Origin of the sequence: Micromonospora sp. NPDC023633 (assembly GCF_040640035.1) — a bacterium.
GTDB lineage: Bacteria > Actinomycetota > Actinomycetes > Mycobacteriales > Micromonosporaceae > Micromonospora.
Genome location: NZ_JBFABB010000017.1, coordinates 66570 through 89083, shown reverse-complemented (window position 1 = coordinate 89083; position 22514 = coordinate 66570). Strand labels below are relative to the sequence as shown.

The window sequence follows — 22514 nt, the reverse complement described above, 5'->3', positions numbered from 1 at the left end:
GCGCAACCGCGCCGCCGGCCGGGAGGTCGTGCGGTCCCGGTCCGTGGCCGCCGTTGCCGCGGCGGTCACGGACCGGGAACACGGGCCGTCGTGGTCGGCTGGGGCAGGGAGCGCGGCGGGGGAGCCGGTCCGACCACGACGGACGTCTGGGTGCGGGTCAGCTGCCGCGGTCGTCGGGCGCGGCCCGTCGTCCGCGGCCCGGTTGGTCGAGCGGGAGCACCTTGACCCGTTGCTTCCCGGAGCGGACCGCGCCGACCGTGGCGAGGGCCCGGGCCAGCAGCAGCGCGGCGTCGCGCTCCTCGGCGTGCACGATCTGGCGGCGCGGCTCGGGCGCGGTGGTCTCGTCCCGCAGGAGGCCACCGCACGCCCAGGCGGCGGCGATGTCCACGTCGGCGGCGGCGCGGATGTCGGTGCGAACGATCAGGAACCGCATGCGGGTCTCCGGATGAATCGCGACGGTGGGGAACGGGTGGAAGTTCCACGTCACTCTGCCGTCATGTTACGCCGCGCGGCCGTCTCATCAAGTGAAACGCGACGATTGGTTCGGAGCCTCGTCCGATCAGCGGATGCCTGGTCGGCGGGGTGGCACGACGCAGACGCGACGGGGCCGCCGGCACGCTGCCGGCGGCCCCGCGATGGTGGACGGATCAGTTCAGATCGAACTGTCCGTCCTTGGCGCCGGCGATGAAGCCCAGCCAGCCCGCCCGGTTGAACAGCAGCACCGGACCGCCCTGGTCCTTGCTGTCCCGCAGGGCCACCGCGGCCGGCCCTGTCCTCAGTGGGGCGACCTCGACGCAGTTCGAGGTCTGGCTGCGCGTGCTCTTGCGCCACGGGGCGTCCGCGAGCTGGGCGAGTACGGACGGCGTGTTGCGGATCTCGTTCATCGTGCCACTCCTGAGGTGAACTGCTCCGATGGAACGAGTGGCGCCGCACGACCCGACGGTGGGGCCCCCGTGATCATCGCTCCGTCAGGCGCCCGGAATGCCGGCGGCGTTGGGTCGGCGCCGTTGCCGGCCCGTACGCCACCGTGGACGCGGTCGCCGTGCCGGGCAGCCGCCCCGTCGCCTCGATGAGCCAGGAGAGGGTGTCCGATTCGGAGAGCGCCGCCGTGCATAGCCACTCGAACACCACTTTATAGCGATTTAGGGTGTTTGCCTCGGTCGACATGACGTCGGTGAACCCCCCTTCGATGGCCAGCGTCTCCGGATCGAGCGGATCGGCGAACCGGTAGACCGAGAACGCGGTCGGCGGGAGGTACCAGTCGCCGATCTGGGTGTCGCGCGGCAGCACGTGCAGCGTGACGTTCGGCAGCATCGCCAGGTCGCAGAGCTGCACGAGCTGCTCGCGCAGCACCTCCGGCGGCCCGGCCCGGCCGCCGAGCGCCGCCTCCTCCAGCACCGCGGTGTAGCGGGGCGCGTCGGCCGCGCGGGTGAGCAGCGACTGGCGGGCCAGCCGGGCCCGTACCTCGGTGTCGATGTCCTCCCCGGTCTCCGGGTCGCCGGCCTCCTCGCCGACCTGGCGGGCCGAGGCGATCCGTACCGACGCGTACCCCGGCGTCTGGAGCAGGCCCGGCACCAGGACCGGGTTGTATTCCGAGATCTCCGCGCAGCCCGCCTCCAGCTCGGCGAAGCTGCGCTGCTGCTGGGTCATCACCGGGTAGTTGCGCAGCCAGCCGCGGATGTCGCCGGCCTCCCGGGTGATGCCGAGGAGTTCCCGGCGCAGCGCCTCGTCGACGCCGTAGAGGTCCAGCAGCACGCGGACGTCGTCCGGGTCGGGGCGGCTGCGGCCGTTCTCCAGCCGGGACAACTTGGACGCGGACGCCCAGCCGATCCGCTCGATGACCTGGTCTCCCGTGAGACCCGTGGCCTCGCGCAGCCGGCGCAGTTCGGTGCCCAGCCTGCGGCGGCGCAGGATCGGGCTGGGTGAGGCAGGAGGCACGACGTCCTCTTTTCCCGTGGACCGCCGCAGACGCGACGGTAACTGTATGAAATTCGCCCCCCACGGTCAGTATGGACGGCGCGCCTCCCGTCGGAGGTCCCGGTGGGGGCGTGTCTCGCAGAAAAGAGGACCGTGGGAGGCAGCGGCGTCCGGTACGACGCCGTCGGCCCGACCGCGCCACCCCGACCGCGCCACGCCGCGCACACCCCCGCCGGAGGGACCCCATGCGCACCGTCCTGCGCCGCCCGGATTTCCGCCTGCTCTTCGGCGGCCTGCTCGCCAGCATGGCCGCCGAGTCGATCCTGCTGCTGGCCCTCGCCATCTGGGTGAAGGACCTCACCGGATCGGACGGGCTGGCCGGCGCCACCATCTTCGCGGTCATCGCCCCGATGACCCTGGCCCCGCTGGTCGGGTGGATCGTCGACCGCTACCCCCGGCGTCCGTTCTTCGTGGCGGCGAACCTGGTGACGGCCGTGCTGCTCACCCCGCTGCTCGTGGTGCGGGACCGGGCCGACGTGTGGATCATCTACGTGGTGGCGGCCCTGTACGGGCTGTCGTACATCACGCTCAGCGCGGTGCTCAGCGGCCTGATCCGCCAGCTCGTGCCGGTGGAACTGCTGGCCGAGGCGAACGGGGTGCTCCAGACCGTGCGCCAGGGGCTGCGGCTGATCGGCCCGCTGGCCGGCGCCGGGCTCTACGCCGCGGTCGGCGGCTGGATGCTGGCCGTGATCGGGATGGTCGGCTTCCTCTCGGCGGCAGTCGTGGTGGGCCTGATCCGGACGACGGAGACGCCGCCCACCGGGCCCGCGCTGCGCTGGCCGGCCGAGGTGGGCGCCGGCCTGCGGCACCTGGCCGGGGAGCCGGCGCTGCGCCGGGCGCTGCTCGGCTACGGGCTGGGGTCGCTGGCGATGGGCTTCAGCGAGTCGCTGATCTTCGCGTACGTCGACCAGGGGCTCCGCCGGGACGCCGCGTTCGTCGGCGTGCTGGTCACCGTGCAGGGCGTCGGCGGGCTGGTCGGCGGGCTGCTCTCCCCGGCCGTGGTGCGCCGCGCCGGCGAGGTGGGCACGCTCGCCGCCGGGGTGGCGTTCTTCGGGCCGGCCTCGCTGGCGCTGGTGTACCCGAACCTCTGGCTCGGCTTCGTCGCGGTGCTGCTGGCCGGGGTGTCGCTGCCGCTGACGATGGTCGGGCTGCACACGCTGATCCAGCGGCGCACCCCGCCGGGGCTGCTCGGCCGGGTCGCCGCGGCCTCGGAGGCCATGGTCAGCGGGCCGCAGGCGCTCTCGATCGGGGCGGGGGCGCTGCTCGTCGGGGTGCTGGACTACCGCGTCCTGTTCGCCCTGATCGGGGTGGCCACCCTGTTCGCCGGCGGCTACCTCTGGCACGGCCGCACGCTCAGCCCGCCGCCGTCCGCCCGGATCCCCGCCCCCCGCCGGCCCGCCGACGGGCCCGCCCTCGCCGACCTTGCCGAGGCGGCGGGCCACGAGGTGGTCGGCACGACACCCCCGAGCCCGGGGCGATGAGCTGCCGGACACCGTCGTCGCCGGGACCGCCCCGGGACACGCGACGAGCGGCCGGCCCGGGTGGGCGGCCGCTCGTCGGCGGTGTGTCGGGTCAGGCGTCGATCGTGGCCAGGTGCTGCTTGACCTGGGTGATCGAGGGGTTGGTCAGGGCGCTGCCGTCGGCGAACCGCAGCGTCGGGACGGTCTGGTTGCCGCCGTTGACGCGCATCACGAACTCCGCGGCCTTCGGGTCCTGCTCGATGTCGACCACCTCGTAGCCGATGCCCTCCCGGTCGAGCTGCGACTTCAGCCGGTGGCAGTAGCCGCACCAGGTGGTGGAATACATCGTCAGCATGGTCAGATCCTCCAACGGTCCGCGTGGCGGCTTGCCGATCAAGCCAGGCTAACCGCTGTAACGTCCGGCGGAGCTGAGACAATCCCTCGCTGTGGTGGTTCACTCAGCATCCGAACGCGTGCTCGCCGGGCTCGACCCGGAGCAGCGGTCGGCGGTGACCGCCCCCGCCGGCCCGGTCTGCATCCTGGCCGGCGCCGGCACCGGTAAGACCCGCGCGGTCACCTCCAGGATCGCCCACCGGGCGCTCTCCGGAGAGATCTCCGCCCGGCACGTGCTCGCGGTGACCTTCACGGCCCGCGCCGCCGCCGAGATGCGGGCCCGGCTCACCGCGCTCGGGGTGGGCGGCGTCCAGGCCCGTACCTTCCACGCGGCGGCGCTGCGCCAGGTGCGCTACTTCGCGCCCCGGCTGCTGGCGGGGCGGGCCATGCCCGAGCTGCTGGACAGCAAGGTCCGGCTGGTCACCCTCGCCGCGGCCAAGGCCGGCCTGCGCACCGACCGGGCGGCCGCCCGGGACCTCGCCGGCGAGATCGAGTGGGCCAAGTCGTCGCTGGTGGAGCCGGGGGAGTACGTCGTCGCGGCGGCCAAGGCGATGCGGGACACCCCGCACGAGCCGGCCCGGGTCGCCGAGGTCTTCACGGCGTACGAGCGGATCAAGCGGTCCAACGGGGTGATCGACTTCGAGGACATGCTGCGCGCCGCGGTCTGGGGCATCGAGGAGCACCGGGACGTCGCCGAGCAGGTCCGCGCCCAGTACCGGCACTTCGTCGTCGACGAGTACCAGGACGTCAACCCCCTCCAGCAACGGCTGCTGGAGGCGTGGCTGGGCGGGCGGGACGACCTGACCGTGGTCGGCGACGCCAGCCAGACGATCTACTCGTTCACCGGGGCCACCTCGTCCTACCTGGTCGACTTCCCGCGCCGGTACCGGGGGGCGACGGTGGTGCGGCTGGTCCGCGACTACCGCTCCACCCCGCAGGTCGTCGGGCTGGCCAACGCGGTGATCTCCCAGGCGCGGGGCGCCGAGGCGCGGCTGCGCCTGGAGCTGGTCGGCCAGCGCCCGCCCGGCCCCGAACCGGAGCTGCGGATCTTCACCGACGAGCCGGCCGAGGCCAACGCGGTGGCGGCCCGCTGCCGCGCCCTGGTCGACGCCGGCACCCCGGCGAAGGAGATCGCCGTGCTGTTCCGGACCAACGCGCAGTCCGAGGCGTACGAGAAGGCGCTGACCGAGGCTCAGGTGCCGTACGTGGTGCAGGGGGCGGAGCGGTTCTTCGAGCGGGCCGAGGTCCGGCAGGCGATGATCGCCCTGCGGGCCGCCACCCGGTCGATCCCCGGGGAGACCCCGCTGCCCGCCGCCGTGGTGGAGGCGCTCACCGCGGTCGGCTGGGCCCCCGGCGCCGCCCCCGCCGGCGGCGCCGCCCGCGAGCGGTGGGAGGCGCTCGCCGCGCTGGTGCAACTCGCCGAGGAGTACGCGGCCACCCCGCAGGTGCTGCCGATCGGGCCCGCCGCCTCGGTCGAGCGCCCGGTCACGCTGGCCGACTTCAACGACGAACTGGCTCGCCGGGCCGCCGCGCAGCACGTGCCGACCGTCGACGGGGTGACCCTGGCCTCGCTGCACTCCGCCAAGGGCCTGGAGTGGGACGCGGTCTTCCTGGTCGGCCTCTCCGAGGGCACGCTGCCCACCACGTACGCCAAGACCGTCGAGCAGGTCGAGGAGGAACGCCGGCTGCTCTACGTCGGCGTCACCCGGGCGAGGGAGTGGCTCTGGCTGTCGTACGCCTCGGCCCGTTCCCCGGGCGGGCGGGCCCGGCGGCCCTCGCGGTTCCTGCCGCAGCTCGACCGCTCGGGCGGGGCGGAGCGGGCCGGTGCCGGTCCGGCGGCGCGCCGCCCGGAGCGCCGCCGGACCCAGATCGTCTCCTGCCGGATCTGCGGCGCCACCCTGCTCGCCGGGCCCGACCGTAAGCTCGGTCGCTGCCCCACCTGCCCGTCGGACATCGACGAGGAGCTGCACGAACGGCTGCGCGAGTGGCGCCAGCGGGTGGCCGGCGGGCAGCGGGTACCGGCCTATGTGGTCTTCACCGACGCCACCCTGGTCGCGCTCGCGGAGCGGCGCCCCGGGCGGGCGGAGGAGCTGATCGCCATCGCCGGCATCGGGCCCCGGAAGCTCGGCCTCTACGGGGAGGCGGTGCTGGCGCTGGTGGCGGGCGCGGCGGTCGACGACGTCTGCTCGGAGAAAACTTTCGAAATCTCGCCGTAAATTCGTTTGCCCTCGCCCTGTGGCGAGGAATAGCCTCATGGCACACCTCGCGAGCGGCGCCATTCCGGCTGCTCACGAGGGGTAGAGACCGTTTCGGCACGAGAGAACGTCAGAGGAGGTGGCCCCCATGGAGATCGTCTACACCTGCGAGCGTCCGGCGGCGCTGCCCGCTGTCGTCGCTCCGCTGTCGGCTGTCCGGGTGGCCCTCGCCGCTGCGCGACCGTCGGTTTCCCAGGTGCACCGGGTCGAGGCTCAGGCCGAGCTGATCCTCGCCACCGCGCCGAACGGGATCCAGGGGACCAGTGGCTTCACGGGCAAGGGCGTCGATGCTGTCAAGCGTCACATGGACGTCCGCGGAGTTCCACCTCGAGGTAGACCGGTCTGATCATCAGACCACCGGCTCACCTCGAGGCCGCGGAACCCGCTACCGGGATCCGCGGCCTCAGTTTTTTGCCCGCCAAGTACGTCGGAAATGCGATCCACGAGATCGAAGTGAGAGAGAGGTGACCGGGCGATGAGTCTGGCGTTGGCCCCGCTCGACGTGAGCGTCGAGGTGGAGGCGAACCTGCCCTGCCGGAAGTTCGACCCCGACCTGTGGTTCTCCGACTCGCCCGCCGAGCTCGAGCTGGCCAAGTCGCTCTGCGGGGACTGCCCGCTGCGCGTCGAGTGCCTGGCCGGGGCGGTGGAGCGGGCCGAGCCCTGGGGCGTCTGGGGCGGCGAGATCTTCGAGCGTGGCGCGGTCGTCCCGCGCAAGCGGCCCCGTGGCCGTCCGCGCAAGGAGGACCTCGCCCGCGACGCGGCGCTCCGGGTCGAGGCCGAGGCACGACTGGCGGCCAGTGGGCTGTCCGAGTCGCGCACCACGGTCCGGCTGGCGGCCTGACATGCACCCGATCCAACCCACCCACGCCGGTGCCACACCGGCGACGAGAAAGCTGACCACCATGCTGAACGTTCTTGACGGAGTCGCCGAGATGCAACTACTTCACGAAGCGTTGTCCCGGGCTCGAATGCGCCGGCCTCAGGCCGGTCGTACCACCACGAGCACTGAGGCAACCCTTTCCGCCCGTACCGTCGCCATGAACAGCCGCAACCGCGCGGCGCGCGACCTGGGCGCTTCCTAGAACCCACCTGATGCCGAGGGGCGGTGGCCGGATTCCGGCCACCGCCCCTCGGCGCGTTCCGCGCCCCGAGCCACCGCCCGCCGGACGGCCGCTCAGCCGTCGGCCGAGGGCTGCTCAGCAGACGGGGCGAAGCCGGGCAGCCAGCGCTCCAGGATGCCCCGGTAGGGCGCCTTCGCCTCCAGCTGGCAGAGCACGCCGATCGAGCCGAGCGTCACCCGGTGGATGAGCAGGTACGACGGCGGCAGGTTGAGCTGCCGGCTCAACTGGTATGCGGGGGAGCGGGGACTGGCCAGCCGGGCCGCCTCCGTGCGCAGCCAGGCCCGGGTGAACCGGAACTGCTCGGCGGCGATGGGCTCCAGCATCGGACGGAGGAAGTCGAGCACCGCCTGGGCGTCGATCTCCTCGGTGGAACCGATGAAGCCCTCCGCCCGCAGGCCCGCCACCACCTCGTCGGCGTCGCCCCGCAGCGCCAGCGCGGCGATGCGGCCGATCGGCTCGGGCGTGCCCTCCGGCATCCGGGCCACCGCGCCGAAGTCGATGACGCCGAGTCGGCCGTCGGCCAGCAGGCGGAAGTTGCCCGGGTGCGGATCGGCGTGCAGCAGCCCGGCCCGCTGCGGCGCGGACAGGTGCAGGATCGCCATCAGTCGGCCGGCCTCGTCGCGCTGCTCCTCCGTGCCCTCGCGGATGATCTCCGCCAGCGGGGTGCCCTCGATCCACTCGGTGACCAGGACCCGGGGCGAGGCCGAGACCACCGCCGGGATGTGGATCTCCGGATCGTCCGCGTACGCGGCGGCGAAGGCGCGCTGCGACTCGGCCTCCAGCTCGTAGTCGAGCTCCTCGGTGATCCGTTCCCGAAGCTCCGCCAGGAGTGGCTTGACGTCCAGCCCGGGCTGGATCGCCCGGAACATCCCACCGAGCCGGGAGAGCTGCTTGAGGTCCGCGAGCAGGGCGTCGCCGGCGCCCGGATACTGGATCTTGACAGCCACGTCGCGGGTCTGCGGCGCGCCGGAGGGGCCGTAGCCCGGCTCCCGCCACACCGCCCGGTGCACCTGGCCGATGCTGGCCGCGGCGGCGGGGGTGTCGTCGAACTCCACGAACCGGTCCCGCCAGTCCGGGCCGAGCTGCTCGGCGAGCACCTTGTGCACGCTGGCCGCCGGCAGCGGCGGAGCGGCCTCCTGGAGCTTGGTCAGGGCCTGCCGGTAGGGGGCGGCGACCTCCTCCGGCAGGGCGGCCTCGAAGACCGACAGCGCCTGGCCGAACTTCATCGCACCGCCCTTGAGCTGCCCCAACACGCTGAAGAGCTGCTCGGCGGTGCGCTGCTGGATCTCCGCGGAGATCACGTCGGAGGCGAGCCCGGTGACGCGCTTACCCATGCCGAGGACGGTCCGACCGGCGAAGCCGAGCGGCAGAGCGGCGAGCTTGGCGGTCCGGGACACGGCCCGGCGCGGGATGTCGGTCACCCGGCCATTGTTACCGACTCCGGGGGCCCGCGGCTGCTCTGCCGCCGGGCTGGGTGCCCGGCCCCGCCTTCCGGGGCCGTCACCGGCGTCGTCGGGAGCATCCGCAGGAGGGGTGCGGCGGCCACGTCCGGCGGCGGAACCGCCCCGCCCCGGCTATCTCCACCGCGCAGCCCAGGGTCTCCGGGGTGCCCCCGTCGAGCTGGGCCAGCGCCTCGGCCGCCGCGTACGCACCGGCGGCCAGGAGGGTCGCGGCGGCACCCGCCTGCTCGGCGGCGCCCGTCGCGAGCTGGGCGGCCAGCGCCGGCCAGTCCGGGTCCCGGTCCGCCCGGTGCAGGTCGAGGCAGTTCAGGCAGGGGCCGGCGGGCGGTCGGACGAGCGGGCCGACCACGGGCACGCCCTCCCGGAGGCCGAGCAGCAGGTGCGGCTGGCGGCGCTGGGCGTGAGCGGCGGCGAGCAGGGCGGCCGGGCGGTCCGTACCGAGCTGGACCACCAGGTCGACCCGGCCCCGCCGGAGGGGACCCGTGCCCGTGCCGGGCGCGGCCCGCTCGACGGCGTCGCGTACCGCCTGGGCGAGCGGGCGGCCGAGCGCGGCGGCCGGGATGCCGGTGCCGACCAGGTCCGCCGGCCGCACCGGGCCGGCCAGGTCCGGGTGCACGTGCCCGACCCCGGCCTGGGCCAGCGCGAGGGCGACCGGGGCGCCGAGGCGGCCGGTGCCGCTGACCACCACCCGGGCGGCCAGCCGCCGGCGTAGCACCTGGGCGGGCGTGCCGGGCAGCCGCGCCGAGGCCAGGGCGAGCGCCCCGGCCTCGGCGGTGAGCCGGGCCCGGGGCGGGCCGGCCAGCTCCTTCGGCAGCAGGGTGTGCGCGGGTACGACCAGGCCCGCGGCCCGCAGGGCGTCGAGCAGGGTGCGGGCCTCGTCGGGAGCCACCTCGGCGGCGACGGCGTGCGCCAGGACCAGCCGTTCGCTGCGGGTGCCGTCGAGCAGGTCGAGCAGGCGGGCGGCCCGGGGATCGGCGATCTCCAGCAGTACGGCGCGGCCGGGCTCGACACCGAGTTGCAGGGTGTGGCGGTCCCGCCAGAGTCTGGTGAGGCCCGGCAGCAGGGTGGGCCGGGGCAGCGTGGCACTCCGCATGACACGAATCGTGACCGTGTCCGTGCTCACCGTCGATCGTTGTCCACAGGTGGGCGGTGCCCTGTCCAGGGCTGTCCACAGGAAATCCTGGGATATCCACAACCCGCCGGTAACCGTGTCGGCGAGCCGACAGCCGGCGGACGGCGGATCAGGTGCGGTGATGCCGGAGGGGGCGGCCGACGGCCGCCCCCTCCGACGCATCCGTGCGGGTCAGACCTTCGCCTTGCCCAGGATGCGGTTCACTGTTGTGCCGCACACCGGACACTTGCCCTTGGCCATGTTCATCCCGGTCTTCGAGACCTCGACGCGGCCCTCGAAGTCCCGCTTCTCCTTGCACTTGACGCAGTAACCGTTGTAGGTCTGGGCCTGGTCGGCCACGGTGCCCTCCTCGTCTCGTCCGCCGGCCGATGCCGTCCCGGCGGGGGTTCCCGGCGGCGGGCCACTCGGGCACCGGCGCCGGGTCGTTCTGCCACGGCCACCCTCGTGACCGCTGGTCCGCGGACCCTACCCAGGTCTGGGCGGTTCCATGTCAGCTGTGCTTCGTCACTGTGAGCAAGTCGACGTCGAGAGTGTGCATGGCGAATTACGTCGGATAAGTCAGTTTGGCGGGGACACGCCGACCGAACCCGGGCAGATGCCCCGTGCGGGGCACCCCGAGCTGCGCTCGCCGAAAAGATCACCTACGGTGGGGATGCGACCTCGTCGCACCCGCGGACGACCGCCACGAAGGGTGACGGCGACGAATCACCGCAGCCCGGCAAAGATTTTTTGGGACTCCTGCCGACCAATCACCATTTTCCGGGCGGGTGTCGGGGTGTTGACCCTTGCGGACCCCTGGTGAGTACGCATTAGCTTTCCTTCGTGACAGGAATCCGAGGCTGCGCGGCCCGCTGATGGCAGGGGCGCGGAAGCCGGTCGTCGAAGTGCGGCGCAGCCAGCGTCGGCGACGCACGGTGTCCGCGTACCGCGACGGTGAGCGGGTCGTCGTCCTCATCCCGGACCAGTTCTCCCGGGCCGAGGAGAGCGAGTGGGTCGACCGGATGCTCGCCCGGCTCGCCGCCCGGGAGGGGCGCCTCGCCCGGTCCGACTCCGACCTGCTCGTCCGGGCCACCCGCCTGATCAAGCTCTACCTCGCCGAGCACGGCACGCAGGCCGTACCGACCAGCGTCCGCTGGGTCACCAACCAGAACGGCCGCTGGGGGTCCTGCACCCCGGCCGACGGCACGATCCGGATCTCGCACCGCGTCCAGGACATGCCCGACTGGGTGATCGACTACGTGCTCCTGCACGAGCTGGCGCACCTCATCGTGCCCAGCCACAACGCCCGGTTCTGGGCGCTCGTCGCGCGCTACCCGAAGTCCGAGCGGGCGCGTGGCTACCTGGAGGGCGTAGCGGCGGCCTCCGGCACCCCCATGACGGACTGACCCCCCTCGGCACCCGCCGTCCCGGCACGCGTCGGCGCCTTGACGGCACCGACCGCATCGCCGTGCGGAGGCCGCCGAGATCTTGGTACGAAACGGCCCTTCCAGGGGCCTGTTCCTACCAAGATCCTCGACCCCGCCTCCGCCCCGGACGGACGCTCGGCCCGGCTCGTGGTTCCGTGCCCGTCGCTCGTCGGCCGGGCGGGGCCCGGCTAGGGTCGGGGGGTGGCCCGACGTGTGGTGGTGGCGTTGCTCGGAACGGTGGCCTGGGCGCCGCCCGGCATCGACCCGGTGGACTGGCGGGCCGCGCTCGCCGAGGACGTGGTCGACCTGCTCGCCACGCTCAACGAGGTGGAGACGGCCGTCGCCGTCACCCCGGCGGACCGGCGGCTGGCCGACGCGGTGGTCTGGCCGGACACGGCCGTGTACGAGGTGCCCGAGGCGACCCCGAACGCCGTCTTCGCCGCTCTCGCCGACGCCGGCTACGACCAGGTGGCCGTGATCGCCGGCGACGCGCCGGACGTGCCGGGCCTGACCATCGGCAAGCTGCTGCGCCCGCTCACCACCCGGCCGGTCGCGGTCGCCCCGGTCGAGGGCGGTGGACCAGGACTGCTCGGCGTGGCCACGCGCCTGCCCGTACCGGCGTGGCTGCCGGCGCTGGATCTGGACACCGCGCGGCCCGCGGCCGTGCGCGCGGCGGCGCCGCGACCCGGCGACCTGGCGGTCACCCCGGCCTGGCGGCGCCTGCGCGGGCCGGCCGACCTGGCCTTCCTCAACCCGGCGGTGGAGGGCTGGGAGACCACCCGCGCCCTGCTTTCCGGCACCGCGCTGCCTCGCTGACCCGTCCGCCGACCGGGAGCGCCCTCGCTGCCCGGGCCACGGCCAAGCCGCTCGATCGCTGGCCGGGCCGCTCGATTGCCGGCTGTGCCCGACCGCGAGCGAGGGCCGCCCGACCCGGGTGGGTCGGGCGGCGTCCGTCGTCGACGGGTCAGGGACGGGCGTCGCCGTCCTCGGTGTCGTCGCCCGGGCGCTGTTCCGGCTCGCCCGGGGCCTTCTCCTCCGGGCCGCCCGGCGCGCTGAAGTCGAAGCTCTCCAACTCGCCGAGGTCCCACTCAGACATCGCGAAGGCCACCGGGTCGGCGAAGTCGTCGTCGGAGGGGAGCAGGTCGGGGTGGCCCCACAGGGCATCCCGGCCGGCGATGCCCCGGTGCTCGGTCAGCGCCGCCCAGAGCGCCGCCGCCTCGCGCAGCCGGCGCGGACGCAGCTCCAGGCCGACCAGCGCCGCGAAGGTCTGCTCGGCCGGGCCGCCGGCGGCCCGGCGGCGGCGGAACGCCTCGCCGAGGCTCACGACGTTGGGCAGCCGGCCACTCGCCGCGCTGTCGACCACGTGGCAGACCCAGCCCTCGACCAGGGCCAGGGCGGTTTCCAGCCGGGCCAGGGACGCCTTCTGCGCCGGGCTGTCCTCCGGCGTGAAGATGCCCTCCAGCGCGATCGCCTGCATCGACTCCGGGTCGGTCGGGTCGACCCGGCCCATCGCCTCCTCGATCGCCTCCCGGTTGACCCGGATGCCGGCGGCGTACATCTCCACGGCGTTGAGCACGTGCCCGCGCAGCCACGGCACGTGCTGGAAGAGCCGCTGGTGGGCGGCCTCGCGCAGGGCCACGTAGAGACGTACCTCGTCCTCGGGCAGCTCCAGACCCTCGCCGTACGCCCGGATGTTGGCCGGGATCAGCGCGGCCGTGCCGGCCGGGCCGAGCGGCAGCCCGATGTCGCCGGCGGAGAGCACCTCCGCGGCGAGTGAGCCGAGCGCCTGGCCGAGCTGGCCGCCGAAGAGCGCGCCACCGAGGGTGGCGACCATCGACTGCATCGGGCCGAGCTGGGCGCGCGCCTCCGGCGGCACCAGGTCGCCCATCGCGCCGACCATGCGGCTGGCGACCGGGTCGCAGAGCTTGCGCCAGACGTCGAGCGTCTTGTAGATCCACTCGTTGCGGTTCCAGGCCAGCGAGGTCTGGATGCCCGAGGGCAGGGCGGAGGCCGGCTCCAGCCACAGGTCGGCGAGCCGCAACGCCTCCTCCACCGCGTTGCGCTCGTAGGGCGACACCGCCGGGTCGCCCGCGGCGGCGAGCTGGCTGGCGGCCACCTGGCGGGCCAGGTCCCAGTTGACCGGCCCGCTGCCCGACGCGGAGAGCAGGTGCTGCAACTGCGACATGAACTGCTGCATCTGCGCGGGATCGTTGGGGTCTGGTGGTTGCCCACCCGGGAGCGCGAAACCGAACGGAATATCAGGCACGACGTCTACGGTACGCGCGCCGCGCCCCAGGTAGCCGTCGCTGGCGTTGCGCTGAGGGCGAAGTCGCGATTCACCCGCCGGAGGCCCAGATCCCGGTCGGTACGCTCTGCCGCATGAGACGTCGCGGCGTGACCGTCCTGCTCGGTGCTCTGCTCACCGCTCTGCTCAGCATCGGCGTGCTCGGCGCGCCCATCCCGTACGTGGTGCTCGGCCCGGGGCCGACGGTCAACACGCTGGGCAAGGAGAACGGCAAGGAGGTCATCCAGGTCACCGGCCGGGAGACCTCCACCTCCGCGGGCCAGCTCCGGCTGACCACGGTCGGGGTGCAGCCCTCGGTCAAGCTGCGCTCGGCGATCCAGGGCTGGTTCTCCGACGACGAGGCGGTGGTGCCGCGTGAGCTGGTGTACCCGCCCGGGGAGACCCGCGAGGAGGTCGAGGAGCGCAACGCGGAGGACTTCAAGGTCTCGCAGACCAGCGCGGAGACTGCGGCGCTGCGCGAGCTGGGCTTCCCGGTGCAGGTGGTGGTCAAGACCGTCGCCGCCGACGGACCGGCGGCCGGCGTGCTCAAGCCCGGCGACGTGCTGACCTCGGTCGACGGGCAGCCGGTGCCGCTGGCCGCCCGCCTCACCGAGCTGATCCGGGCGAAGCCGGCCGGGACCGCGCTTCAGATCGGCTACACCCGGGGCGGCGTCGCCGCGTCGGCGCCGGTCACCAGCCGGGAGCAGGACGGCCGGCCCCGCATCGGCGTCGAGATCGAGCAGCAGCAGCCGCACCCGTTCACCCTGAACATCGACCTGGAGGACATCGGCGGGCCGAGCGCCGGCCTGATGTTCGCCCTCGGCATCGTGGACAAGCTGACCCCGGAGGACCTGACCGGCGGGAAGGTCATCGCCGGCACCGGCACGATCGACGACGCCGGTCAGGTCGGTCCGATCGGCGGCATCGCCCAGAAGCTGGTGGGCGCGAAGGAGGCCGGCGCGGTGGCGTTCCTGGTGCCGGCGGCGAACTGCGCCGAGGCCGTCCGCAACCCGCAGCCCGGGCTGCCGCTGCTGAGGGTCGGCTCGCTCGACGAGGCGCTGACCGCGCTGGAGGCGCTGCGCGCCGGGGGCCAGCCGGCCCGCTGCTGACCACGACGGGCGGGTGGTGCCGGGTGGGTGGGGCGACGACCGGCGGTGTGCACACAGGCTGCCCGTCCAGCGACGCTCCGGTGGCCCGGCGTGGCGCCGGGTGGTCGCCGTGTGACCTTGGACCGACACGTTCAGGAACACCCCGTACTCTGGGTGCCTGGTCGGAGCCGATCACATCGAGCGTGCGGAGCCAACAGTGGTCATGAAGAGCAGCAGCCCCCTGCCGAGGATGAGCCGACGCGGACGCGTCACGATCGGTGTCCTGGTCGGGGTGTTCGTGCTCTTCACCCTGCTCGGCTGGGGTGTCCAGGCGTGGACGGACTGGCTGTGGTTCGACGAGGTCCGCTACACCAAGGTCTTCACCGGGGTGCTGACGACCCGGCTGGTGCTCTTCCTCGCCGTCGGCCTCGGCATGGCGCTGTTCGTCGGCGGGAACCTCTGGCTGGCCCAGCGGCTGCGCCCCCGCATGCGCCCGCACTCGCCGGAGCAGGCCACCCTGGAGCGCTACCGGATGCTGCTGAGCCCTCGGCTCGGCCTGTGGATCGCGCTGGGCGCCGCCGTGGTCGGCCTCTTCGCCGGGCTGTCGGCCCAGAGCCGGTGGAACCAGTGGCTGCTCTTCCGCAACGGCGGGAACTTCGGCGTGAAGGACCCGGAGTTCGGCATCGACGTCGGCTTCTACGTCTTCCAGTTGCCCTTCCTGCGCTACCTGCTCGGGGTGGGCTTCACCGCGGTGGTGCTCTCCGTGATCGGCGCGCTCGCCGTGCACTACATCTTCGGCGGCGTCCGGCTCCAGGGCGTCGGCGACCGGATGACCAACGCCGCCCGGGCCCACCTGAGCACGCTCGTCGCGGTCTTCGTCCTGCTGAAGGCGCTCGCGTACGTGCTGGACCGGCGCGCGATGCTGCTGGAGTACGGCGACGGCCCCGTCTACGGCGCCGGCTACGCCGACGTCAACGCGCTGCTGCCGGCCAAGGAGATCCTCGCCTACATCTCCATCGTGGTGGCGATCGCGATCATCGTCTTCTCCAACGCCTGGATGCGGAACCTGGTCTGGCCGGGCATCTCGCTCGCCCTGCTGGGCGTCTCCGCCGTCGCCATCGGCGGCATCTACCCCTGGGCGGTGCAGACCTTCGAGGTCAAGCCCAGCGCGAAGGAGAAGGAGGCGCCGTACATCGAGCGGAGCATCAAGGCCACCCGCTCGGCCTTCGGCCTGGAGGCGGCCACCACCACGCCGTACGCGGCGAGCAACCTGACCCCGCCGGCGAGCCTGAGCACGGACACCTCCGTCGTGCCGAACATCCGGCTACTCGACCCGCAGCTGGTCTCCGAGACGTACACCCAGCGCCAGCAGGTCCGGCAGTTCTACGACTTCGGCGAGAAGCTGGACGTCGACCGGTACGGGGTCAACGGCAAGGTGCAGGACTACGTGGTGGGCCTCCGCGAGGTCAACTACCGGCAGCTGACCCCGCAGCAGAACACCTGGATCAACCGGCACACGGTCTACACCCACGGCTACGGGCTGGTGGCGGCGCCCGGCAACCGGGTGGTCTGCGGCGGCCAGCCCTTCTTCGTCTCCGGCTTCCTCGGCGACCCGCAGGAGCAGCAGAAGGAGCAGGGCCAGCAGACGAGCGAGCAGTGCGCCTCGCAGACCGAGCAGATCGCGGCGAAGCAGCCCCGCGTCTACTACGGCGAGCGGATGGACGCCAGCGACTACGCGATCGTCGGCCAGACCGACCCGGAGCGGAAGGCGGAGTTCGACCGCCCGGTCGGTGAGGGCGGCGAGTCCTACACCTACACCGGCGAGGGCGGCGTCGAGATCGGCTCGTTCACCCGGCGGCTGCTCTACGCGATCAAGGAGCAGGAGTCGAACTTCCTGCTCTCCGACGCGGTCAACGACAACTCCAAGCTGCTCTACGTGCGTAACCCCCGCGACCGGGTGGAGAAGGTCGCCCCGTTCCTCACGCTCGACGGCGACCCGTACCCGGCGGTGGTGGACGGCCGGATCCAGTGGATCATCGACGGCTACACCACGGCGGCGACCTACCCGTACGCCGAGCGCGTCAACCTCCAGGAGCAGACGACCGACGAGCTGACCGGGCGGGGCACCTTCCAGCTCGCGCGGGAGAACGTCAACTACATCCGCAACTCGGTCAAGGCCACCGTCGACGCGTACGACGGCACGGTCCGGCTCTACGAGTTCGACGAGACCGACCCGGTGCTCAAGGCGTGGAACAAGGCGTTCGGCGGTGACCTGGTGGTGCCGAAGTCGAAGATCCCGGCGGAGCTGGCCGAGCACTTCCGCTACCCGGCCGACCTGTTCAAGGTGCAGCGCAACCTGCTGACCCGGTTCCACGTGACCGACCCCGGCGCCTTCTACTCGGAGACGGACTTCTGGCAGGTGCCGAACGTGCCGGACGCCCCCGACACCGGCCAGAAGCAGCCGCCCTACTACCTCTTCACGCAGTTCCCCGGCCAGGAGTCGGCGCGCTTCCAGCTCACCTCGGCGGTCACCCCGAACGGCCGGGAGAACCTCGCCGCGCTGATCTCCGGGTCGTACGTGGACGGGCAGCCGAGGCTGGAGGTGCTCGACCTGCCCGACCAGACCCGGGTCTCCGGCCCGGTGCAGGTGCACCAGTCGATGACCAACAACGCCAACATCCGGCAGCAGCTCAACCTGCTCCAGTCGCAGCAGGCCCAGGTGCAGTACGGCAACCTGCTCTCGTTGCCGTTCGGCGACGGCATGCTCTACGTCGAGCCGGTCTACGTGAAGACCGCCGCGCAGAACGCGCCGCCGCTGTTGCAGCGGGTGCTGATGTCCTACGGCGACGGCGGCTCGTACGTGGTGCTGGCCAACAACGTGGCCGACGGCATCAAGCAGCTCGTCGAGCAGGGCAAGCAGGCCGGCGCCCCCGGGGCCCCGCCGCCCGCCGGTGGCACCCCGCCGCCGGGCGGGACCGCGCCCCCGATGACCGGCGAGCTGGCCGAGGCGGCCAACCGCGTCCAGGCCGCGATCGCGGAGGTCCGCGCCGCGCAGACCTCGGGCGACTTCGAGCGGTACGGGCGCGCCTTGAAGGCGCTGGACGAGGCGCTCACCGCCTTCCAGCGGGCCCAGCAGGCCGCCACCGCCCCGACCCCCGGGGCCAGCGCGCCGGCGTCCCCGACCCCCGGGGCCAGCGCGCCGGCGTCCCCGGCACCGGGCGGCAGCGCCGCACCGACACCGGGCGGCTGACCCGTACCACCCTCGCAGCGCCCCCGGCCCACGGACCGAACCGGTCCCGAGGCCGGGGGCGCTGTCGCGTTCACGACGACCGGCCGGGCACCCGCAACCCGCCGCCCCACGGCGCCGTCTCTCCTGCCTGAGGCGGGAACGACCGGAAGAGCGTGGGTCGGAGACATGAGAGACGCGACGAGCTTCGACGAGTTCTACCGGAGCACCTCCCGACGGATGCTCCGCTACGGCTACGCGGTGGCCGGTGACCACACCGAGGCGCAGGACCTGGTGCAGGAGGCGTACGCCCGGGCCTGGCGCCAGTGGGGCGGGCTGGCCGCCCACCCGGCGCCGGAGGCGTGGGCTGCGGCTGGTGGTCGCCCGCCTGGCCACCGACCGGTGGCGCCGGTTGCAGGGTTGGCGCGCGGCGCTGAGCCGCACCGGGCCGCCCGAGCCGGTGCCGCCGCCGAACGAGGACGCCGTGCTGCTCGCGGGCGCGCTGCGCCAGCTGCCGGCGGCCCAGCGGCAGGCGCTCGCCCTGCACTACCTCTTCGAGCAGGCGCGCCGACCGGCGGGGATCGTGCAGCGCCGCACCCGCAACCTGGCCTACAAGCTGCCGCAGACCCCGCAGGGGTACGTCCCGGACGGCAGCTACGCGCACACCATCACCCTCTACCGGCCGGGACGGGCCGACGACTTCCTCCGCGAGCTGCGGGCGGCGGTGCGGGACTGCCCCACGTAGCCCGGGGTGGGCGGCGGCAACGCGTCCACCTCGCGACTGCGGTTGCTGGCCGACAGCGGCTTCGGCGACGGGTCGGTGCTGTTCGAGATCCGGACGCCGGCCCGGGACGCCGAGGGCGATCCCACGGGCGGCGACGAGGTCCGGCTGGTCCGGGCGATCCGGGTGGGCGACGTGGTGACCGTGCTCTGGGAACAGGGCTGGGAAGGCACCTCGTCGACGCGGTCCCAGGTCGACGCCGACAGCCGGCGGGCGGTGGACGCGATCGAGGACTGGCTGCGCTGAGGCGTACGCCGCTCGGGCCGGACGCGGGCCCGGGCGGTCGGCCACCGGGGTCGTTTTGCGGGGACGGGGGTCGGTGGGATACTGTATGCGAACCGACGCGGGGTGGAGCAGCTCGGTAGCTCGCTGGGCTCATAACCCAGAGGTCGCAGGTTCAAATCCTGTCCCCGCTACCACATCGGAACGGCCCCGGACTTGAATCCGGGGCCGTTCCGCATTTTCGGCCCACCTGCCGCCCGGCGATCACGCGGCTCCCGGCTCCCGGCTCCATCCACGAGCGCCGGCCCAGCCAACGGTGAGCAGGGCGTCATGAACCTAAAAGCCCGGATGCCGCCATGACGTCCTGATCACCGGGCGGCTCAGGCGCGGCTGCGGCGGGTGCGAACCTCCTGCAGCCGCTCGCGCAGGAAAAGGCGAGGCGCTCGCGCCAGAGGAGTAGTCGGAAGCGGACCGAGATGTTTCATCACGGCCACTGCGGTCGGACGCGGCGGGAGCCGGGCTGGGGCGACGGGCGCCTCGCGCCGGCCTCCGACCCCGGTCTGCGCTGGTCAGGGCGGGTGTCTCGGCGGGATCGGGGGTCCGCTGATCATTGTGGCGTCGGGTGCGCTAGAGTTAACGAGCCGACGCGGGGTGGAGCAGCTCGGTAGCTCGCTGGGCTCATAACCCAGAGGTCGCAGGTTCAAATCCTGTCCCCGCTACCACGTCGGAAAGGCCCCGGAGATCATCTCCGGGGCCTTTCCGCTTTCCGGCCTCCGGGCGGGAATCCGGTCGGTCGACCGGCGGCGGGCGGAGCGGGGCCGGCTGGTGAGCCATTCGCGTACGCCAGCGTCGACCTGCACCCCTCCATGCGCGCCGGGCGGGGCGACCGGCGGAACGGCGCCCCGGCGCTGGTGCCCTGGCCGTGGGACTCGCGCGGTCCCGGGCGCCGGACACGCGGTTCATCGGCCGACCGACGTGCCGAGTTTGCGGTTGTCGGCGAAGATGTGGGCATGTCTTCATTCGGTAAGTGGTGGGGCCGGTTGAGCGCCGTCCTCGGTGCGGTCGTGCTGTCGGTGTTCGTGCCCGTCGCGGCCTGGGCGTCCACCGGCACGGGTGAGCTCGTGGTGGAGGCCGCGCGGCGGCGGCGCGGTGGCGGTTTCGGCTTCATCGGCCTGCTCTGCTGCCTCGTCGTGGTCGCCGGCGTCGTCTTCCTCGTGATGCGCATGATGCGCAACCGCCGGGGTGGTCCGCCGCGCTGAGCCGCGGAACCACGGCGCCGGCAGTCTGTCGCGCGGAGCCCGAGCACGCCCGGCGCCTCGCCGAGCCCACGCCCGGCGCTCCGCCGGGCGCGGCTGCGGTGACTGGCCCTATCCGGCCAGCGCCGCGTTCGCCTGGGCCATGAAGCGGGCTGTCGCGGCCCGGGGGCCGGTCCCGCCGCCCCGGATGCTCTCGGCGGCCTCCAGCAGCAGCGTCCGCACGCGCGGGTGGCCCTGCGGCGGCGGGCTGGGCGCCGGCCCCAGCCGGCTGGCCAGCGCGGTGCCGAGAGCCGCCGCGCGCCGCTGTGCCGGATCGGTGATGCTGCCCTCGACGAAACTGCGTACGGCGAGGCTGGGGCTGAGCCCACGCTCGTGACCGAGTACGGCACCCGCCTCGCCGTTGCCGGTCAGGAAGTTGATCACGTCCGCGACCAGGCTGGGGTGCCGGGTGCCGCGGAAGGCCGCCCAGTACATCGACGCCCGGGGCCACTGCGCCTCCGGAGGGCCCGGCATGGCGGCCAGGCCGAGCTCGGCATCGGTGAGCCGCTGGAGCTCCGGCAGCTGGTGCGACCAGGCGAACGAGGCGGCCGTGGCGCCGGTGACCACGAGCTGTCGGGCCGGTTCGCCGCCGTCGGCCTGCTCCACCAGGGCGGCGCTCGGGGTCGCCCGGCCGGACCGGGCCCGCCGCCACAGGTCGAACCACTCGGTCAGCGCGTCGGCGCCGAAGCCGAGCTGCCGATCGCGGTAGAACTCGCCGCCCTGGCCGCGCAGCCAGAGCCAGAACGCCCGGTAGTCGCCGGACGCGTCCATCGTGCCGGCCACCCGGCCCTCGCCGACCCGGGTGACCCGTTGCGCCCAGGCGACGTACTCCGCCCAGGACATCCCCGTGCGCGGCTCGGGCAGCCGCAGCCGGCGCAGCAACGTGCGGTCGTAGACCACGGCGGCGGCGGTCTGTGCCGCGGCGACACCGACCGTACGCCCGTCGACCTGCCCGTACCGGGCCAGGCCCGGGGGCAGGGTGCGCAGGTCCAGGCGGTGATCGGCGACGTGTCCGCTGAGGTCCAGGACGATCTCGCGGCGCGCGTACTCGGTGAGCATGCTGTCGTCGAGCTGGATCAGGTCGGGCACGTTGCCGCCCGCGGCCTGGGTGGCCAGCCGGTCGTAGTAGCCGTCGGGGCCCTGCCAGGTGACCCGGAAGCCGACGCGGGGATTGCGGTCGGTGTAGAGCCGCAGCACCCGTTCGGTGAGTTCGGCCCGCTTCGCCCCGCCGTACCAGAAGACCGACAGCTCGACCGGCCCGGTCTCCACCGGGGCCGCCCGGTCCTCGCTGCACCCGGTGAGCCCGCCGGTGGCGAGCACCGGCGCACCCAGCAACGCGGCGAGCACCCGACGCCGCCCCGGGTCCGCTCCGGCGCGGGGGAGCGGGGATCGGGCAGCGGGCACGGAGACTCCTGGCGGACCGGTGGGGCGGGCGGCCGGATCATTCACGCAGGCGCCGCGGGAGGTGTCAACGTACGTCCGGCCACACCACCGCACCCCAGGCGTACGCACCGATGCCCGCAGCCACCGGCGGAGGCCGTACGCGGCCCACGTGGTGTACTAGGGCGCGTGGAACTTCTGCACTCGGGCAAGGTCAGGGACGTCTACGCCGACGGCGAGGACCTGATCCTGGTCGCCTCCGACCGCATCTCGATCTACGACGTGGTGCTGCCGACGCCGATCCCCGACAAGGGCAAGCTGCTCACCGCGCTCTCGCTGTGGTGGTTCGAGCAACTGGCCGACCTGGTGCCGAACCACGTCATCTCCGCCACCGACGTGCCGGCGGAGTTCGCCGGCCGGGCGATTCGCTGCCGGCGCCTGGAGATGGTTCCCGTGGAGTGCGTCGCCCGCGGCTACCTGACCGGCGGCGGTCTGAAGGAGTACCAGCACACCGGCGCGGTCTCCGGCGTCGAGCTGCCGCGTGGCCTGGTCGAGGCGTCCATCCTGCCCGAGCCGATCTTCACCCCGTCGACCAAGGCGCCGGTGGGCGAGCACGACGAGCCGATCACCTTCGCCCAGGTGGTGGACAAGGTCGGCGCCGAGACCGCCGAGCGGCTGCGCCGGATCACGATCGACGTCTACCGCCGGGGCGCCGAGCTGGCCGCCGACCGGGGAATCCTGGTCGCCGACACCAAGATCGAGCTGGGCTGGGCGCCGGACGGCACGCTGACCGTCGGCGACGAGCTGCTCACCTCCGACTCGTCCCGGTTCTGGCCGGCGGAGTCGTACCAGCCGGGCCGGGCGCAGTTCTCCTACGACAAGCAGTACGTCCGGGACTGGGCGGTGGAGAGCGGCTGGGACAAGCGGGCCCCGGCGCCCGAGGTGCCGGTCGAGGTGGTCGAGGCGACCCGGGCCCGCTACGTGGACGTCTACGAGAAGCTCACCGGCAACCGCTGGGGCTGAGCCCGGTCTCC

21 protein-coding genes, 2 tRNA genes and 1 pseudogene are annotated in these 22514 nt (G+C 73.5%); 15 read left to right on the top strand and 9 right to left on the bottom strand.

What is annotated here, in order from left to right; translation table 11 throughout:
- Nucleotides 1–157 precede the first annotated feature (157 nt).
- The 3 genes from AB0G13_RS08180 to AB0G13_RS08170 all read right to left on the bottom strand — a co-directional run bounded on the left by AB0G13_RS08180 (nt 158) and on the right by AB0G13_RS08170 (nt 1938).
- Complete coding sequence (locus tag AB0G13_RS08180; protein WP_357870649.1) at nt 158–433, bottom strand: hypothetical protein; 276 nt, start codon at nt 431–433, stop codon at nt 158–160.
- Nucleotides 434–647: 214 nt separating this feature from the next.
- On the bottom strand, nt 648–884 hold the full coding sequence (locus tag AB0G13_RS08175; RefSeq protein WP_357870625.1) for a DUF397 domain-containing protein: 237 nt from the start codon (nt 882–884) through the stop codon (nt 648–650).
- Between the two features lie 73 nt (nt 885–957).
- Nucleotides 958–1938, bottom strand: coding sequence for a helix-turn-helix transcriptional regulator (locus AB0G13_RS08170; RefSeq protein ID WP_357870622.1), 981 nt, complete (start codon nt 1936–1938; stop codon nt 958–960).
- A 224-nt stretch (nt 1939–2162) separates the two neighbouring features.
- Between AB0G13_RS08170 and AB0G13_RS08165 the strand changes: the two genes are divergently transcribed.
- Nucleotides 2163–3458, top strand: coding sequence for an MFS transporter (locus AB0G13_RS08165; protein ID WP_357870619.1), 1296 nt, complete (start codon nt 2163–2165; stop codon nt 3456–3458).
- 91 nt (nt 3459–3549) lie between these two features.
- On the opposite strand, the gene AB0G13_RS08160 is transcribed toward AB0G13_RS08165, so the two are convergent.
- Nucleotides 3550–3792, bottom strand: coding sequence for a mycoredoxin (locus AB0G13_RS08160; protein ID WP_357870616.1), 243 nt, complete (start codon nt 3790–3792; stop codon nt 3550–3552).
- A 91-nt stretch (nt 3793–3883) separates the two neighbouring features.
- Here AB0G13_RS08160 and AB0G13_RS08155 point away from each other — a divergent pair, with 91 nt between their 5' ends.
- From AB0G13_RS08155 to AB0G13_RS08145, 3 genes are all read left to right on the top strand, one after another.
- On the top strand, nt 3884–6046 hold the full coding sequence (locus AB0G13_RS08155) for an ATP-dependent DNA helicase UvrD2 (protein WP_357870614.1): 2163 nt from the start codon (nt 3884–3886) through the stop codon (nt 6044–6046).
- Nucleotides 6047–6173: 127 nt separating this feature from the next.
- Nucleotides 6174–6431, top strand: a complete 258-nt coding sequence (locus AB0G13_RS08150; RefSeq protein ID WP_357870611.1) for a hypothetical protein — start codon at nt 6174–6176, stop codon at nt 6429–6431.
- A 129-nt stretch (nt 6432–6560) separates the two neighbouring features.
- Nucleotides 6561–6926, top strand: a complete 366-nt coding sequence (locus AB0G13_RS08145; protein WP_088998544.1) for a WhiB family transcriptional regulator — start codon at nt 6561–6563, stop codon at nt 6924–6926.
- Nucleotides 6927–7259: 333 nt separating this feature from the next.
- On the opposite strand, the gene AB0G13_RS08140 is transcribed toward AB0G13_RS08145, so the two are convergent.
- From AB0G13_RS08140 to AB0G13_RS08130, 3 genes are all read right to left on the bottom strand, one after another.
- Nucleotides 7260–8627 carry an AarF/ABC1/UbiB kinase family protein gene (locus AB0G13_RS08140; RefSeq protein WP_357870608.1) on the bottom strand — a complete coding sequence of 456 codons (1368 nt, stop codon included), beginning with the start codon at nt 8625–8627 and terminating at the stop codon, nt 7260–7262.
- A 79-nt stretch (nt 8628–8706) separates the two neighbouring features.
- Nucleotides 8707–9759 carry a TOMM precursor leader peptide-binding protein gene (locus AB0G13_RS08135; RefSeq protein ID WP_357870605.1) on the bottom strand — a complete coding sequence of 351 codons (1053 nt, stop codon included), beginning with the start codon at nt 9757–9759 and terminating at the stop codon, nt 8707–8709.
- Nucleotides 9760–9969: 210 nt separating this feature from the next.
- Nucleotides 9970–10137 carry a DUF5679 domain-containing protein gene (locus AB0G13_RS08130; RefSeq protein ID WP_012014940.1) on the bottom strand — a complete coding sequence of 56 codons (168 nt, stop codon included), beginning with the start codon at nt 10135–10137 and terminating at the stop codon, nt 9970–9972.
- 515 nt (nt 10138–10652) lie between these two features.
- Between AB0G13_RS08130 and AB0G13_RS08125 the strand changes: the two genes are divergently transcribed.
- A complete protein-coding gene (locus AB0G13_RS08125) occupies nt 10653–11183 on the top strand; it encodes a M48 family metallopeptidase (protein WP_357870602.1) in 531 nt (176 codons plus the stop codon).
- A 222-nt stretch (nt 11184–11405) separates the two neighbouring features.
- A complete protein-coding gene (locus AB0G13_RS08120; protein ID WP_357870599.1) occupies nt 11406–12020 on the top strand; it encodes a hypothetical protein in 615 nt (204 codons plus the stop codon).
- Between the two features lie 148 nt (nt 12021–12168).
- On the opposite strand, the gene AB0G13_RS08115 is transcribed toward AB0G13_RS08120, so the two are convergent.
- Complete coding sequence (locus tag AB0G13_RS08115; protein ID WP_357870596.1) at nt 12169–13470, bottom strand: zinc-dependent metalloprotease; 1302 nt, start codon at nt 13468–13470, stop codon at nt 12169–12171.
- A gap of 113 nt (nt 13471–13583) precedes the next feature.
- On the opposite strand from AB0G13_RS08115, the gene AB0G13_RS08110 reads away from it, so the two are divergent.
- From AB0G13_RS08110 to AB0G13_RS08075, 8 genes and pseudogenes are all read left to right on the top strand, one after another.
- Complete coding sequence (locus AB0G13_RS08110; protein ID WP_357870593.1) at nt 13584–14597, top strand: PDZ domain-containing protein; 1014 nt, start codon at nt 13584–13586, stop codon at nt 14595–14597.
- A 202-nt stretch (nt 14598–14799) separates the two neighbouring features.
- Nucleotides 14800–17826 (top strand): UPF0182 family protein, encoded by a 3027-nt coding sequence (locus AB0G13_RS08105; protein ID WP_357870590.1) that lies wholly within the window; start codon nt 14800–14802, stop codon nt 17824–17826.
- A gap of 165 nt (nt 17827–17991) precedes the next feature.
- Nucleotides 17992–18111, top strand: a pseudogene (locus AB0G13_RS08100) (SigE family RNA polymerase sigma factor); the annotation flags it as partial.
- A gap of 67 nt (nt 18112–18178) precedes the next feature.
- Nucleotides 18179–18547: a hypothetical protein gene (locus tag AB0G13_RS08095; RefSeq protein WP_357870587.1), complete on the top strand. Its 369-nt coding sequence runs from the start codon at nt 18179–18181 to the stop codon at nt 18545–18547.
- A gap of 6 nt (nt 18548–18553) precedes the next feature.
- Complete coding sequence (locus AB0G13_RS08090) at nt 18554–18829, top strand: hypothetical protein (RefSeq protein WP_357870584.1); 276 nt, start codon at nt 18554–18556, stop codon at nt 18827–18829.
- Nucleotides 18830–18925: 96 nt separating this feature from the next.
- Nucleotides 18926–19002, top strand: a tRNA-Met gene (locus tag AB0G13_RS08085).
- A gap of 448 nt (nt 19003–19450) precedes the next feature.
- Nucleotides 19451–19527 (top strand) — tRNA-Met (locus AB0G13_RS08080).
- A 288-nt stretch (nt 19528–19815) separates the two neighbouring features.
- Nucleotides 19816–20064, top strand: a complete 249-nt coding sequence (locus tag AB0G13_RS08075) for a hypothetical protein (RefSeq protein ID WP_357870581.1) — start codon at nt 19816–19818, stop codon at nt 20062–20064.
- A gap of 108 nt (nt 20065–20172) precedes the next feature.
- On the opposite strand, the gene AB0G13_RS08070 is transcribed toward AB0G13_RS08075, so the two are convergent.
- Nucleotides 20173–21504 carry an extracellular solute-binding protein gene (locus tag AB0G13_RS08070; protein ID WP_357870578.1) on the bottom strand — a complete coding sequence of 444 codons (1332 nt, stop codon included), beginning with the start codon at nt 21502–21504 and terminating at the stop codon, nt 20173–20175.
- A 165-nt stretch (nt 21505–21669) separates the two neighbouring features.
- Between AB0G13_RS08070 and AB0G13_RS08065 the strand changes: the two genes are divergently transcribed.
- A complete protein-coding gene (locus AB0G13_RS08065) occupies nt 21670–22503 on the top strand; it encodes a phosphoribosylaminoimidazolesuccinocarboxamide synthase (protein WP_357870575.1) in 834 nt (277 codons plus the stop codon).
- Nucleotides 22504–22514 lie beyond the last annotated feature (11 nt).

Bases quoted from the DNA above. Each gene is read 5' to 3' on its own strand.
- AB0G13_RS08180 (WP_357870649.1), bottom strand. From the start codon at position 433: ATGCGGTTCCTGATCGTTCGCACCGACATCCGCGCCGCCGCCGACGTG.
- AB0G13_RS08175 (WP_357870625.1), bottom strand. From the start codon at position 884: ATGAACGAGATCCGCAACACGCCGTCCGTACTCGCCCAGCTCGCGGAC.
- AB0G13_RS08165 (WP_357870619.1), top strand. From the start codon at position 2,163: ATGCGCACCGTCCTGCGCCGCCCGGATTTCCGCCTGCTCTTCGGCGGC.
- AB0G13_RS08160 (WP_357870616.1), bottom strand. From the start codon at position 3,792: ATGCTGACGATGTATTCCACCACCTGGTGCGGCTACTGCCACCGGCTG.
- AB0G13_RS08150 (WP_357870611.1), top strand. From the start codon at position 6,174: ATGGAGATCGTCTACACCTGCGAGCGTCCGGCGGCGCTGCCCGCTGTC.
- AB0G13_RS08145 (WP_088998544.1), top strand. From the start codon at position 6,561: ATGAGTCTGGCGTTGGCCCCGCTCGACGTGAGCGTCGAGGTGGAGGCG.
- AB0G13_RS08135 (WP_357870605.1), bottom strand. From the start codon at position 9,759: ATGCGGAGTGCCACGCTGCCCCGGCCCACCCTGCTGCCGGGCCTCACC.
- AB0G13_RS08125 (WP_357870602.1), top strand. From the start codon at position 10,653: ATGGCAGGGGCGCGGAAGCCGGTCGTCGAAGTGCGGCGCAGCCAGCGT.
- AB0G13_RS08110 (WP_357870593.1), top strand. From the start codon at position 13,584: ATGAGACGTCGCGGCGTGACCGTCCTGCTCGGTGCTCTGCTCACCGCT.
- AB0G13_RS08105 (WP_357870590.1), top strand. From the start codon at position 14,800: ATGAAGAGCAGCAGCCCCCTGCCGAGGATGAGCCGACGCGGACGCGTC.
- AB0G13_RS08075 (WP_357870581.1), top strand. From the start codon at position 19,816: ATGTCTTCATTCGGTAAGTGGTGGGGCCGGTTGAGCGCCGTCCTCGGT.